Origin of the sequence: Arthrobacter terrae (assembly GCF_015708085.1) — a bacterium.
In the GTDB taxonomy this organism is placed as follows: domain Bacteria; phylum Actinomycetota; class Actinomycetes; order Actinomycetales; family Micrococcaceae; genus Arthrobacter_M; species Arthrobacter_M terrae.
The window spans coordinates 1-13,183 of record NZ_JADNYM010000007.1 but is presented as its reverse complement, the minus strand read 5'-3'; the positions used below and the strand labels follow the sequence as shown (position 1 = coordinate 13,183).

Below are 13,183 nucleotides of genomic sequence, written 5' to 3'. Positions count from 1 at the left end.
CGACCCGGAATGAGGTGGCTTTGGTGAAAGCTTTGACATGGCAGGGAAAGCGTTCGGTGAGCGTGGAAGAGGTGCCGGATCCGATTATCCAAGAACCGACGGATGCCATAGTCCAGGTCACCTCCAGCGCCGTCTGTGGTTCCGATCTGCATTTATACGAGGTGCTGGGTCCATACATGCACAAGGGCGATGTCCTTGGACACGAACCGATTGGCATTGTGGCGGAAGTGGGATCGGCTGTCACCGGACTGCATAAGGGTGATCGTGTTGTCATTCCCTTCAATATTGCCTGTGGCCACTGCTACATGTGTTTGCGCGGGTTACAGTCGCAATGCGAAACGACGCAGGTAAAGTCAAAAGGCACCGGAGCGGCAATATTCGGCTACTCGGAGTTGTACGGTTCCGTCCCGGGTGGCCAGGCTCAGTACTTGCGCGTACCGCATGCCGATTACGGACCGGTCAAGGTGGGGCATGAACTTCCTGACGAGCGATATCTGTTTCTCTCGGATATCCTGCCCACAGCCTGGCAGGGCGTGCAGTATGCAGACGTACCAGACGGCGGCACGATGGCCGTTTTCGGTCTGGGTCCCGTTGGCCAGTTCGCATCCCGGATCGGCCGGCACCTGGGTTATCGGGTGATCGGGATCGATCCGGTGGCTGAACGCCGGGCTATGGCGGACCGGCACGGTGTCGAAACAATGGAGTACGCCAAGGACATCGGAGAACAGTTGCGGGAACTGACAGATGGAAGGGGACCCGACTCGGTAGTCGACGCTGTCGGTATGGAGGCCCACGGCGCACCGCTCGGTGCCCTGGCCCAAAGTGTCGTTGGTTTCCTGCCGGACAAGCTGGCGCAGAAGGCCATTGAGACCGCGGGCGTCGACCGCCTGGCTGCCTTGCATGCCGCCGTTGACTCCGTCAGGCGTGGCGGTACTGTCTCAGTGAGCGGCGTCTATGGTGGCGAGGTCAGCCCGATGCCTTTGTTGTCAATGTTCGACAAGCAGATCCAACTGCGGATGGGGCAATGCAACGTCAAACGGTGGGTGGATGAGCTGATGCCCTTGGTCGAAAATGACGCCGATCCGCTGGGAGTGATGGACCTGGTCACCGACACTGTGGGTCTGGACCAAGCGCCGGCGATGTACCAGAAGTTCCAAAAGAAGGAAGACGGTTGCATCAAGGTGGTGCTGAAGCCCTGACCCGCGTCCACCGGCGCCGCCGGTAAAAACCGGTGGCACCGGTGGACGCGGGAGGCAGCTGAGGAATGCTCAGCTGCACCAGGACCATCAATCAGCTGGATTTCACGTTCTGCTGCGCTTCCTTTGCCCGGCCACCAACATCTGAGGCAGCTGAGGTGGCTTCCGATTTCACGGATTGCGCCGATTCTGCCGCACTGTCTTTGACTTCGTTCACAGCATTCTGGGCCGGTTCCTGCATGTGGTCGGCGACCTGCTTCGCAGCCTGCCCAACCTCATCAACCAGGGGCTGGGCTTTGTCCTTCACTGTCGAGGCCAGCTCTTTCTCCTTGTCGCTGGCCGGGATGAGCGCGGAGAGCAACCAGCCGGCACCAAAGGCAATCAGACCGGCGGCCAGCGGATTGCCCTGCGTTTGGCTGCTGATTTGTCCGGGAACCGAACGAATTGTCTCGCCGGCGTCCTGCAGTGTCGGCTGTGCCGAGTCTGAAGAGTTATCGGTAGAGCCCATAATCCGCTCCTTTGTCTGGCGCAGCGTGCTGCGTACCTTTTCCGTCTGCCGGTGCGCAACGCTGGCTGGATTGACCTTATCTGCCATCGCATCGACGTCCGTGCTTAGCCGCCCACGGGTGTTGTCAATTTCCCGGCGAATTTCCTCTGGTGTCTGGCTCATGACTAGTCCTTTCCGGGCTTTAGCGCCGCGGGGATTTCCTGCATGGTTTCGGTAGTGCGGGAAAGCCCGCGAATGGCTGACAGCTCACGCTTGCCCACAAGGCCCAGAATCGTGGCAATGATGGCCCAAATGACGGCAACTATGACGGCAGACCATCCCGCGCCAAGCGGAATGGCCAAGGCAGCCCACAGTGCCACGGAGAGGAAAAGCAGGCAGAAGCGGGCAGCTTCGGAGGCACCAGCCAGCATCCCGGCGCCCTTGCCGGCTCGCGTAGCCGACTCGCGCAATTCCGCCTTGGCAAGTTCCACTTCCTGTCTCATCAGGGTGGAAATATCAGAGCTGACTTCACCGAGCAGTTCGCCGAGGGACGTTGACGCGGCGCGTTCTTCGGCGCTGTCCCTCTCCGGCACGAATTCGCTCGATGCGCCTGGGGGAACTGCACCTGAAGGCACTGTCCCTGAATAGGAGTTCACCGGATCGGTCATGGCAGCCGCCTCTCATCACCATCAGCAATGTCGTCAGCATTCTCGCCAACGCGCCCGGGGACCGGCGGATACACCGTTGGCGGGACACCTCCCGACGCCGCATCGTAGCCGATGGTTGCATCGTCGCCGGTGTAGGTGTCAAGGGAAGCATCGGACTCGTATAGCCCGGCATCGGCCGTTCCGGCTCGCCCGCCGGTACCGCTCGCTTCCGCGACGGAGCCTGACGCCAAATGATATTCGGGTGTTGGCGGTAATTTAGCTGGCTCCGAAGGGCTGGTATATGGGGCAGGCGGAAGCGTTGTGCGCAGGGAGCCGCTGGTTCCTCCCTGGGGCGCCGCTGACGTTGTCTGTCCGCCGGAGTCTCCGGTGAGTCCGCGCGTCAAGCGGCCGGCGAGCAGTCCTGCGCCGGCGGCTATGGCCAGAAAGGCGCCCGGCCGGCGACGGGCAAAGCGTTTGACCTCGTCAACCAAGGACCCGGGATCACGTTCGTCCAGCCAACCCGCTGCGTCTCCCGTCCGCCGGGCCGCCTCGTGGACCCAGTGGGTAGCCGTGCCAGCGTCCTGCTGATTGTTCTCGGCCATGCCCTTGAGTTCCTCGCTGATGGACCGAAGCCCCTCTGCAACCTTCTGCTGTTGCGCCCCAGCCTGGGACTTGAGGTCATCGCCAAGCTCTCCAATCAGGTTCTTGGCCTCGCGTCCTGCCGTGTGTGCAACGTTTTTGGCTTCAGCCCCAGCAGCCTGGGCGACGTGTGCGCCGGCTTCGGCACCCTCACGGCCAACTTGCTTGGCTTCGTCCTTGGCCTTGGGGGTTGTCGAGGTTGAATCGTCCGGCCAATTGCTAGTGTTCATCGTGATTCCTCCATGGGAGTGAGCCGACGCCGGCGGCCGGTTGGCTGCCGTGCGGCGGGCCGAGGTGGCTCGACGGGTGATTTGGTGGTGGGGCGGGAAGCTATTCGTCTGTCGATCCCGTTCGGTCCTACTCTCAAATCTTAACCATAAGGCTGCTTATGAAAGCAAGACGTTCAGCAGGAAAAAGCGTCATTTCCCCGTAGACCCGGAATCCGGCTCGGCGGGCTTTCCCGTGGACGTGCTCCTTTCTTCTTCCCCCTCCGCGGATTGGCGCAGTCGGCGGCCCTTGATAACTTCTTTGTCCGCCTTTGCCTGCTGCTTATCGCTCGCTTCGGTGTCCCGCGGGGGGAGCTGGATGGCTTCTTCAGCAGCAATTCCGGCCTGCAGCTCTCTGCCGCGTTCCAGTTCAGCATCAAATTCAGCTCCAAAAAGCAGTGACATATTCAGAATCCAGAGCCAAAGCAGGGCCACTATGACGCCCGCAACCGTTCCGTACGTTTTGTTGTAGTTGCTGAAGTTCGCCACATAAACGGCGAACCCCAGTGAGGCGAGGATAAAGACGACCAGGCTGATCAGCGAACCCATACTGATCCAGCGGAACTTGGGTTGCTGGACGTTGGGGGTGGAATAATACAGGATTGCTATCACGATCACAACAAGAATCACCAGCACCGGCCATTTCACGATGTTCCACACCAGTACGGCCGTGCTGCCGAGTCCGATGACATCTCCCACGGCCTGGGCAATGGGACCTGTGAGCACCAACATCAGGCCCATTAGCGCCACCAGTACGATCGCCAGGGCGGTCACAGCGAGCATAATTGGCCGCAGCTTCCAAAAAGGCCGGCCCTCGTCAATCTCATAAATCCGGTTCATGGCCCTGCTGAATGCGGTGACATAACCGGACGCCGACCATAATGCGACGAGAATTCCCACGATCAAAGCAAAACCAGCACTGGAAGAGTGGGTCAGTTGCTTCAGCGGGCCCTCAATGAGGTCAACCGTAGATTGCGGTGCCAGTTTCCGCAGGATTTCCAGGGCGGCCGCAGTAGTTTTTTCGGCCTGTCCAACAACGCCCAGCAGTGAAACCAGCGCCAACAGGGCAGGGAAAACGGCCAATACCCCGCGGAATGTCAGGCCAGCGGCCAGGTCCGGACACTGGTCCTTGATGAACTCCCGGAGCGTTTTCCCCGCAATGTACTTCCACGAGGGCTTGTCTATCTGCTGCGGCGTGTCCGGTTTTCGGTCATCGTCGGGATCCGGCGCCGTGCTGGCTTTTGCGGTGCTGGATTCTGCTCCGTGTGAGCCCATTTGAGTCCTCCATCTGGCCGGGGCCGGATTCACTGTCTACCGTGGCCAGGATCAGGCCGTCAGTCAACTGCTAAGCCTACTGAGTGCCTGCTGGCCTCGCAACGCCGCGAAAACGGTGCCGACCGCTATTAGGCTGCGATCAGCGCCTGCGGAGCGGCCTGCTTCATCCGCGTGCGCAGCCACCCCAACTGGGTTTCAGTTTCCTGGTCGCAGCGGCTGACCACCTCCAGCAATTGCTCATCGCGCAGTCCCGCTCCCGCCTGCTTCACCATGGTCCAGGTGACGTCGACCAGGCTGGCCAGCAGATAGAGGTCCTGCAAATCCCGCAGCAGGCCGAGCGGGCCGCTGCGTGTTTCGGACAGACCCTCCGCGTGCAGCCGCTCCGGCTCATCCTCTGGCGCTGATTCGCCGTAACGGTCGACGACGGCCTGCAGCGTCTGCTCGTGCGCGTCACACTGCTTGGCGAGCGTCAGGCAAAGAAAATGGACGTCGGGTTCCTCGCCGTGGCCGTTGGCAACCTGCCGGTAGGAATCTGCCAAGATAGCCTCTGCCTTGCGCAGTAGCCCAAGATACACCGGGAGTTTCATGACCGGTCTCCGTTCTTGCCGTCCGCACCAGGGAGTGGGAACGTCTCCTGGACTTCTGCGTCCGGTCCTCCAACTGTGGCTGGAATCACTGTGGCTGGAATCGCTGTGGTTGGAATCGCTGTGGTTGGAATCCCTGTGGTTGGAATCCCTGTGGCTGGAATCGCTGTTGCCGGAATCGCCCCGTCTCCAGCAGAGCCGTCCTGGCCTGTATTGGCGCCGTTGCCGTAAGCGGATCTGCTGTCAGGGGATCCGTGGCGACCGGCGCCGTCGTGACCGGCACTGCCGTGACTGGCACCGTAGGCGCCCGTTCCGGCGGGTCGTGACGCCGTCGTCGTCGGAGCAGGGGACGGCCCGGCGCCGGCAGCGACTCGCTTGACCTGCACTGCGGCGTTCTTGAAAACCGGCTGTTTCGAGACCGGATCCCACTCGGTCATGGTCAGCTCATTGGCTGCCCGAGGATGCCCGTCCGGGCTGCCGCCCGCGTCCCAGTATCCGTAATGAAAGGGAGCGAAGACGGTTCCTTCCCGAATATCTCCGACCCGGACCGGGACCACAATTTCGCCGCGGCGTGAGCGCACCGAGACGATGTCACCCTCGAGTACGCCCATGCGGGTCGCGTCGGGCGCCGACAGTTCCACCCACGCATCCGGCGCAGCACGATTCAGTGGCTTGGACCGGGCAGTTTTGGTGCGGGTGTGGAAGTGGTAGGCCGTGCGGCCGGTGGTGTACCGGAACGGGTAGTCGCCATCGGGTTCCTCGTGCGGCGGCGCATACGATGCGGTTTTGAACACCGCTCTTCCACCGGGAGCCATCGCACGGTAGGCCTGCGGACCTACGGTGGCGCCGGTCAGCAGATCGTGCCCGTAGCTTTCGCAGTAATCCGGGTCCGTTGGGAAATCAGCGTCCGCGTATAGCCGCTCCGTACCATCGGGGCGTTCGTCATTGCATGGCCACTGGATGCCGCTGCCGCCGCGCAATTTCGCATAGCTGATCCCGGTGTAGTCACAGGGCCGCCCTCGGGTGCACTCCTGCCAGGCCCGGTACGCGTCTTCCGGACCGGCCCAGCCCAGCAGTGGTTTACCGTCCTTGTTCCGGAAGTCCATCCGCCGGGAGTAGTCAAGGAAGATGGACAGGTCGCTGCGGGCCTCGCCCGGTGGTTCTACTGCCTTTTCAGACAGATGAACCGTCCGGTCGATATTGGTGAAGGTGCCGGTCTTTTCCCCCCAGCCCGCGGCCGGAAGAACCACATCGGCGTATTGGGCCGTCTCGGTCATGTAGAGGTCCTGCACCACGACGAAGAGCTCCTCGCGGGCGAGAATTTCCCGGATCCGGGGCAGTTCGGGCATCGAGACTGCGGGGTTCGTCGCGGAAATCCACAGGAAACCGACTGATCCCTGCTCCGCGTAGCGCATGATCTGCATGGCATGGGTGGGTGGCGCCCAATGGGGAATAACCGCCGGATCCACATTCCACAAAGCAGCGAGCTCATTGACATGGTCCGGGTTTTCCCAATTCCGGAAGCCCGGAAGATCGCCGTCGGCCCCGCATTCCCTGTTGTTTTGCGCGGTTGGCTGCCCATTCATCTGCAGTATTCCGCAGCCGGGGCGCCCGATCATGCCCCGCAGCAAATGCAGGTTGTTCACCTGGCAGGAGGCGGCCGTTGCCTGCGAGGACTGGTAAAAGCCCTGCAATACGGTGGAGAGGACACGCTCCGAGGTGCCGAAAATTTCCGCAGCGCGACGGACGTCCTCGGCCTCCACCCCGCAGGTTTCCGCTACAGCCTCCGGCGTCCACTTCTCGACTGCGGCGGACAGATCTTCCACCTTGAGCGTGTGCGCGGCAATGAACTCCTCATTGATCCAGCCATGCACAAAGAGCTCACGGATCAGGCCATGCATCAGAGCCAGATTCGTTCCCGGCCTGAGCGCGAGGTGCACGTCCGCCAATTGGGCAACTTCGGTCCTGCGAGGGTCAACGCAGACGACGGCGGGCCGGTCCGGGCCGCCGAGCCGGTCCAGTATGCGGGACCACAGGACGGTCTGCGTTTCAGCGACGTTGTGGCCGAACAAAAAGATTGCATCACATTCGTCGACGTCGGCGGCAGTGCCGGGCTGGCCGTCGGAACCGAAGCTTTCCTTCAACGACGCAGCCGCGGTCGCGGTGCAGAGTCTGGTATTGCCATCCATGTGTGGCGTGCCGATACCGGCCTTGCCAAGCACAGCCAGTGCATAATATTCCTCAAGGAAGAGCTGTCCGCTGGTGTAGAAGGCGTGCGAGAGCGGACCCTTCTCCGCCAGCAGCTTGCCGCTGCGCTCCACAATCCGGTCCATGGCGGTGTCCCAATCGGTTTCCACGAGGGTTCCGTTTTCGCGAATGAGCGGCCGGGTTAATCTTTCCTTGGTTGACACGCCCTGCCAACTGGCGAAGAGGCCTTTCGGTCCCAGGCGGCCGTGGTTGACCAGGTCGGCCGCCCTGCCGCGCACGCCCACCATGGCGCCGTCCTTGACAGCTATATCCAGACCGCAGCCGTTGCTGCACAGTACGCATGCCGACTGAACCCAGCGATCCACCTCACTCTCAATGACGCCGTCGGCCAGCAGTTGGTCTATTCGGTCCGGCCAGTGTCCGCCACGGGCATACGGCGTTCGTGTCCCCCAAATATCAGCAATACGATCAATCATCGGGCTCGCCTTTCCACCACCGTGACCAAGCTGTTTCCCAACAGGGTATACCTACGAGGTATACCTACGAGCCTTGCGCTCTGCCTCTGGCCTCGCTGCGGATGTTCTTCCGCACTGTGAACGTGAGCCGAATACGCCAGGCGGAGGTATTTCCCAGCGGCTCCCAGCGGGAGTACGGGATAGTCCTCCGGCGTTCCTTGAATCTGCCCGGGCGGGAGCCGTAGGGTGATAAGCACGCTGACTGTAGCGGGGGTCAGGCAGCGCCCACGTGGTAAACGTCGAGGAGGAAATATGTCGTCATCCAAGAAGCCCATTCCCGGAGCGCCGGCAGCCCAGCCGCCGCAGGTTCCAGAACAAACCGTTCCGCACAGCCCGCTGCCGCCGAAGTCTGACCAGCGCGGACCGGAGATGGTTTCTCCGACGGGGGTCCCTACCGGTGCTCCGGCAGGTTCGGCGTCCCAATCCGGGGCTTATCTGACCACGGCTCAGGGCCTGCGTCTTAGCGACACTGATCACTCACTCAAGGCCGGAACCCGGGGGCCCACCCTGCTGCAGGACCACCACCTGCGCGAAAAGATCACCCACTTCGACCACGAGCGTATTCCCGAGCGCGTGGTCCATGCCCGCGGAGCGGGGGCGCATGGCATTTTCCAATCCTACGGAACCGGAACACGCATCACGCGGGCGGGGTTTCTGGCTAAGGATGTTCAGACTCCGGTTTTCGTGCGTTTCTCCACGGTAGCCGGCTCTCGCGGTTCGGCGGACACGGTACGGGATACACGAGGATTTGCCACCAAGTTCTATACCGACGAGGGCACTTTTGACCTGGTCGGTAACAATATTCCGGTGTTCTTCATCCAGGACGGCATTAAGTTCCCGGACGTGGTGCATTCAGTCAAACCACATCCGGACCGTGAAATCCCGCAGGCACAGAGTGCTCACGACACGTTCTGGGACTTCGTCTCCCTCCATACCGAGGCCCAAGCACACACCGTGTGGTTCATGGCGGACCGGGGTATCCCGCGCTCATTCCGGACCATGGAAGGCTTTGGCGTCCACACTTTTCGTCTTGTCAACGCGGATGATCAGACGTCCTTAGTGAAGTTCCATTGGAAGCCCCGTCTGGGTGTGCATTCGCTGGTTTGGGAAGAAGCGCTAATGATCAACGGCGTAGACCCGGACTTTCATCGGCGCGACCTTGCCAACGCGATTGAGGCAGGTGCCTTCCCTGCCTGGGAGCTGGGTGTGCAGGTGTTCCCGGATACCGACGATGAAATGTTTGAAGGTATTGACCTGCTGGATCCTACAAAGTTCATTCCAGAGGAACTGGCACCGGTCCAGCCGTTGGGGCTTATGACATTGAACGCCAACCCTAAGAACTACTTCGCCGAGACGGAGCAGGTGGCCTTCCACCCCGGCCATCTGGTACCCGGCATCGATATCACCAATGATCCTTTGCTGCAGGCCCGAATGTTCTCCTACCTCGACACCCAGATCAGCCGATTGGGGGGCCCGAACTTTGCCCAGATTCCTATCAACCGGCCGCAGGCCCCGGTCAACGATATGCTCCGCGACGGGATGCACCAGAGCGCCGATTACGCCGGCGTCGCCCCGTACCGTCCGAATTCCCTGGACGGCGGCTGCCCGTTCCACGCCGGCAGCCAGGACGGCGCCTTCATCGACATCCCGCAGCCCGTGGCCGAGGGGGTGAAGATCCGCGATGCAGCGGCCACCTTTGACGATCACTACAGCCAGGCCACACTGTTTTACCGCAGTCTGAGCACAGTGGAGCAGTCCCACGTCATTGAGGCATACACCTTTGAACTTGGAAAGTGCTACGAGACGGCTATCCGGGAACGCCAATTGAAATCGCTGGCGAACATTGATGCTGGGCTCTGCTCCGGTGTCGCCGCTGGCCTGGGTCTGCCGGTGCCCGAACCGGAGCAGCAGCCGGGTAACCCGCAGCCGAGCCCGGCCGTATCCCAGGTTGGCCGGAAATGGCCGACGGACGGGCGCGTAATCGGCATAGTCACTGACAGCGGCACCGACGCGGACAAAGTTCTCACTGCCCGCGACGCGATAACGGCTGCCGGCATGGTGCCGCTGGTCATCGCTCCAACGGGTGGGATGCTGACGGATACCGATGAGCCGGTGCAGCGGAGCTACGCAACCGCACATTCGACGGAATTCGATGCTCTCCTGCTGGCCACATCAGAGACAGGGGAGCCAGTGGATCCTCGGATACTCCTGATGGTTACCGAAACCTTCCGCCATGCCAAAGCGATCGGCGGCTGGGGAAGCGCGGCAGCAGTTCTGGCAGCGGGCGCCATTGACCTATCCGCAGCAGGGCTGGTACTCGGGGAGCCGGAGGACGTGGTGACCAGAGTCGGTGAACTGCTCACCGAACATCGAGTCTGGAAACGGTTCAGCGCGTGACGTTGTGTTCCCTGGTGTTCTGACGCGTGACGTTGTGCCGGGCGGTGTCGGATAGGACTCCATTGTGTCCTCTGGTGTTGCATCAGGCTGCGCCCTGGGTGCGGAACTCAAAGACCATCATTTCTATTCTGGGCGCACCGGAGGTTCCGGGGGAGGCAGGCCAACGGCATACGTGTCCGCTTACCGGACCCTTCCCGCGCCGGCGAACCGACTCCGCAGCCCGCTGTGAATGCGGATCAAGACCGGGACAGCGACTCCGAGCAACTCGTCAAGGCCATGAACCGCTTCCTCCGCCAGGTCTGCAATCTCCTTTGGCGAGGAGCCTTGTCGCGTCTGGATGCCAAGCCTTAGTGCGTCCGTTCCCCGGACATTCCAGGCCGAGACGGACGTCGAAAGGATTCTGTCGTCGGCTTTCAGTGCTGCACGGATGCCATGACCGGCTACGGAGCTTTCCACTGTTGTGGTGCCGTGCACTGTCTTTGAACCAGGCGTGTCCTGACTCCCGGCACTGGCGGTACTGCCCGCCTCAGCGGTGCCGATCCGGGCCAAGTGGCCGCCGCCCTGTGAAAATATCCAGCAAAACGCCAGAACAATGCCGATGAGCAGGACCGCCAAAACGGCCAGTGTCCACCAGCTGAAATCGAGGGTGCCAACGGGAGCGTTGCGGAAAATCTTCAGCACCGAGTTCCATGCTGCGGTTGTGGTGCTGGTCCACTGTGCACCCGCCGCTGGCACCAACGCCGCTGCTGCAGTGACGCCGCCGATGGCCATCAATAAAAGGCCCAGCACGCCCAGCAGAATACGGTTCAGTCCGCGATGAGTGCTGCTCATACTCCCACTGCTCCTCGAGTGCTGACGGTGATCTTTACGGTCGGGGCGGGTTGGAGAGCGTAGCGGGAAAGTTCCTCCTGCACTGCTGCCCGGATGGACTCGCAGTCAACGCGGACGCCGGAGGTGGGATACACCATGACCTCGAGCCGTCGTCGGCTGATCCGTGTGTTAACCTGCTCCGGCACCAGGGACGCGCTGCGGCGTGCGGCGCGGGAGATCGCGGCGGCGACGACGTCGTCATCGACCACCACGGCGCTCCTTTCACTCAGCAGCACATGCCGTCCCCTGCTGCCAGGAAGCACCGCCAGCAGGAAGAGTATCAACCCCACTACCGCAATCCCGGCCCCGGCGGCTGCCAGCCCACTGGGTACGGTGGCTGTCGGCAGACCCGAAACCCATCCTCCGATGGACAGAGGTGATACCAGCAAGGGTGGCCGTCCTAACAGGGAAAGAATGGTTTCCGTACCCAGCCAAGCCAGCACCAGGATGATCACCACGGCTGTGATTACGGCGGCAACGGCGCGTGAGGAATGCATTTCCCGCCGGGTGAGACGACGCGTGTAGGTTGGTGGGTTCACCGGACTTTCGCCTGCCCCTCTTGCCGAAGTCCAGTCAGCCGGATATCGATCCGCCCCACCGCTGAGCCGGTAAGCTCGCGGACGCGGGCCGCCACTGCGGACCTGCCGGCGTCCGCCCTGTCATACATTGTGCCGCCGCCGGCACGAACGAGATCGGGCCGTCGGGCCGCCTCGGTAAAGGACGGAAGAACTATCGGAAGGCGAAGGTCGATGCGGAGCCGGCCGCCGTCGTCGCCCACCGAAGCTTTAACATCGGCAACCGGAATACTGAAGGCCTCCGCCGTCACGGCCGTGATCGTGCGGATTAAGGCGCCCGCGGTGATTCTGGTATGGCCGGCTCGTGTGCGGACCGTAGATGGCGGACGCGGGCTGCCCAACGTATCGGAGGAATCCGACGTAGGAACCGCGACACTCATGAGGAGGAGCGCTTGCCGCGCAATGCGTCTACGACCCCGCCGAAATCAAGCCGGCCCTCCGCGATCCTGCCGAGAACCGCTCCGATAATCATGAAGATGGCGACGAGCAGGAAGCCCCAGAATCCGAAGACCAGGCCGGTGATCGCCAATGTCGCGCCGATTGCGACACCTGCCACGGTGGTACTCATGAGACCCGGGCTTCTTTCTGTGTATCCTGATGCGCGTCATTGGCGTTCCTGTCATCGTCCGTCGGGATATGAACGTCGGTGATGCTGATGTTGACCTCCGTCACCTGCAGCCCAACGAGGTCCTCAACTGCCGTGTAAATGGCATCCCGGACGCTGCGTGCAACGTCCTGTAGGGGATGCGGGTACTCCACTATGAGCGTGACGTCTACGGCGGCCTGAGTTTGGCCGACCTCGACGCTAATGCCCTGCGCTACATCGCTTTGCCCGATTGCGTCCCGTAGCGACCCAAGGGCACGTGCCGCGCCACCACCGAGAGCGTAGACCCCCGGGATCTCACGGGTTGCGATTCCGGCGATTTTGGCAACGACCGCGTCAGCGATCGTGGTGCTGCCCCGACCCTGGCCTGGCTCGGTGGAAAGGGTCGTGGAACCCACCGGAGGGCTGGTTCTCACCGGGCTGTTCTTCGCGGGGTTGCTCTTTGCCGGGGTGTTGTTAGCAACGGTGGACGGGGTCTGCGGTTGATTAGACAAGGCACTCACTCCTGAATCGGTCCGTGGAACATCGTGGTGATGCTCACACTAGTAGGACGCTGGAGCGGACTCCACCCGCACGGCGCCAGCAGAGTGATTTATGTCATGCCTTTTGATGCATGCGGGGTGGCTCCGGCGGAGAGCATTCGGGACCGGGCGTTCTCGCGTAGTACTATTTCATTCGTCGCCCCCGTAGCTCAATGGATAGAGCAACGGCCTTCTAATCCGTAGGTTACGCGTTCGAGTCGCGTCGGGGGCACACGGGGAGGCTGGACCCGCGGAAAACACAGACCGGAGCTTCAGGACTCCGGATATAGCGAGTTAATTTTTTCGAGATGATGCTTTGTCTTTGACTTGATAACGCAGGATGAGATTGGTGCCGGGATAGCGGGTTTTGGTGGTGGTGAGGTGGTTGCAGAGCTCGAT

Annotated in this window: 13 protein-coding genes and 1 tRNA gene; 3 read left to right on the top strand and 11 right to left on the bottom strand. The window is 61.8% G+C overall.

What is annotated here, in order from left to right; genetic code table 11:
- The first annotated feature begins 23 nt into the window (after positions 1–23).
- Positions 24–1,199: a zinc-dependent alcohol dehydrogenase gene (locus IV500_RS06580; RefSeq protein ID WP_196396021.1), complete on the top strand. Its 1,176-nt coding sequence runs from the start codon at positions 24–26 to the stop codon at positions 1,197–1,199.
- 91 nt (positions 1,200–1,290) lie between these two features.
- Here the strand turns inward: IV500_RS06580 and IV500_RS06575 are convergent, their stop codons facing one another.
- The 6 genes from IV500_RS06575 to IV500_RS06550 all read right to left on the bottom strand — a co-directional run bounded on the left by IV500_RS06575 (position 1,291) and on the right by IV500_RS06550 (position 7,778).
- Positions 1,291–1,866: a DUF3618 domain-containing protein gene (locus tag IV500_RS06575; RefSeq protein ID WP_196396020.1), complete on the bottom strand. Its 576-nt coding sequence runs from the start codon at positions 1,864–1,866 to the stop codon at positions 1,291–1,293.
- Between the two features lie 2 nt (positions 1,867–1,868).
- Positions 1,869–2,351 carry a phage holin family protein gene (locus IV500_RS06570; RefSeq protein ID WP_196396019.1) on the bottom strand — a complete coding sequence of 161 codons (483 nt, stop codon included), beginning with the start codon at positions 2,349–2,351 and terminating at the stop codon, positions 1,869–1,871.
- A complete protein-coding gene (locus IV500_RS06565) occupies positions 2,348–3,199 on the bottom strand; it encodes a hypothetical protein (protein WP_196396018.1) in 852 nt (283 codons plus the stop codon). Before IV500_RS06565 ends, IV500_RS06570 begins: the two co-directional genes overlap by 4 nt.
- Positions 3,200–3,388: 189 nt before the next feature.
- On the bottom strand, positions 3,389–4,510 hold the full coding sequence (locus IV500_RS06560; RefSeq protein ID WP_196396017.1) for a YihY/virulence factor BrkB family protein: 1,122 nt from the start codon (positions 4,508–4,510) through the stop codon (positions 3,389–3,391).
- Positions 4,511–4,638: 128 nt separating this feature from the next.
- Entirely contained in the window at positions 4,639–5,097 is a 459-nt protein-coding gene (locus tag IV500_RS06555; protein WP_196396016.1) for a hypothetical protein, read from the bottom strand.
- Positions 5,094–7,778: a molybdopterin oxidoreductase family protein gene (locus IV500_RS06550; protein WP_196396015.1), complete on the bottom strand. Its 2,685-nt coding sequence runs from the start codon at positions 7,776–7,778 to the stop codon at positions 5,094–5,096. Before IV500_RS06550 ends, IV500_RS06555 begins: the two co-directional genes overlap by 4 nt.
- A gap of 291 nt (positions 7,779–8,069) precedes the next feature.
- Between IV500_RS06550 and IV500_RS06545 the strand changes: the two genes are divergently transcribed.
- Positions 8,070–10,214 carry a catalase gene (locus IV500_RS06545; RefSeq protein WP_196396014.1) on the top strand — a complete coding sequence of 715 codons (2,145 nt, stop codon included), beginning with the start codon at positions 8,070–8,072 and terminating at the stop codon, positions 10,212–10,214.
- A gap of 180 nt (positions 10,215–10,394) precedes the next feature.
- On the opposite strand, the gene IV500_RS06540 is transcribed toward IV500_RS06545, so the two are convergent.
- From IV500_RS06540 to IV500_RS06520, 5 genes are read right to left on the bottom strand one after another with little or no spacing between them, the layout of a single operon-like run.
- Positions 10,395–11,045, bottom strand: coding sequence for a hypothetical protein (locus IV500_RS06540; RefSeq protein ID WP_196396013.1), 651 nt, complete (start codon positions 11,043–11,045; stop codon positions 10,395–10,397).
- The gene (locus tag IV500_RS06535) at positions 11,042–11,623 is read right to left on the bottom strand and encodes a DUF6286 domain-containing protein (protein WP_196396012.1); all 582 of its coding nucleotides are present in this window, start codon (positions 11,621–11,623) and stop codon (positions 11,042–11,044) included. Before IV500_RS06535 ends, IV500_RS06540 begins: the two co-directional genes overlap by 4 nt.
- Positions 11,620–12,039: a hypothetical protein gene (locus IV500_RS06530; protein WP_196396011.1), complete on the bottom strand. Its 420-nt coding sequence runs from the start codon at positions 12,037–12,039 to the stop codon at positions 11,620–11,622. Before IV500_RS06530 ends, IV500_RS06535 begins: the two co-directional genes overlap by 4 nt.
- Positions 12,036–12,227, bottom strand: coding sequence for a DUF2273 domain-containing protein (locus IV500_RS06525; RefSeq protein ID WP_196396010.1), 192 nt, complete (start codon positions 12,225–12,227; stop codon positions 12,036–12,038). The genes IV500_RS06530 and IV500_RS06525 overlap by 4 nt, the downstream gene beginning before the upstream one ends.
- Complete coding sequence (locus IV500_RS06520; protein ID WP_230854597.1) at positions 12,224–12,757, bottom strand: Asp23/Gls24 family envelope stress response protein; 534 nt, start codon at positions 12,755–12,757, stop codon at positions 12,224–12,226. Before IV500_RS06520 ends, IV500_RS06525 begins: the two co-directional genes overlap by 4 nt.
- A gap of 186 nt (positions 12,758–12,943) precedes the next feature.
- On the opposite strand from IV500_RS06520, the gene IV500_RS06515 reads away from it, so the two are divergent.
- Positions 12,944–13,016: transfer RNA gene (locus IV500_RS06515), tRNA-Arg, on the top strand.
- The last annotated feature ends 167 nt before the right edge of the window (positions 13,017–13,183 follow it).

Excerpts from the sequence above, each read along its gene's own strand:
- IV500_RS06575 (WP_196396020.1), bottom strand. The coding sequence starts at position 1,866 with ATGAGCCAGACACCAGAGGAAATTCGCCGGGAAATTGACAACACCCGT.
- IV500_RS06570 (WP_196396019.1), bottom strand. The coding sequence starts at position 2,351 with ATGACCGATCCGGTGAACTCCTATTCAGGGACAGTGCCTTCAGGTGCA.
- IV500_RS06565 (WP_196396018.1), bottom strand. The coding sequence starts at position 3,199 with ATGAACACTAGCAATTGGCCGGACGATTCAACCTCGACAACCCCCAAG.
- IV500_RS06560 (WP_196396017.1), bottom strand. The coding sequence starts at position 4,510 with ATGGGCTCACACGGAGCAGAATCCAGCACCGCAAAAGCCAGCACGGCG.
- IV500_RS06555 (WP_196396016.1), bottom strand. The coding sequence starts at position 5,097 with ATGAAACTCCCGGTGTATCTTGGGCTACTGCGCAAGGCAGAGGCTATC.
- IV500_RS06550 (WP_196396015.1), bottom strand. The coding sequence starts at position 7,778 with ATGATTGATCGTATTGCTGATATTTGGGGGACACGAACGCCGTATGCC.
- IV500_RS06545 (WP_196396014.1), top strand. The coding sequence starts at position 8,070 with ATGTCGTCATCCAAGAAGCCCATTCCCGGAGCGCCGGCAGCCCAGCCG.
- IV500_RS06540 (WP_196396013.1), bottom strand. The coding sequence starts at position 11,045 with ATGAGCAGCACTCATCGCGGACTGAACCGTATTCTGCTGGGCGTGCTG.
- IV500_RS06530 (WP_196396011.1), bottom strand. The coding sequence starts at position 12,039 with ATGAGTGTCGCGGTTCCTACGTCGGATTCCTCCGATACGTTGGGCAGC.
- IV500_RS06525 (WP_196396010.1), bottom strand. The coding sequence starts at position 12,227 with ATGAGTACCACCGTGGCAGGTGTCGCAATCGGCGCGACATTGGCGATC.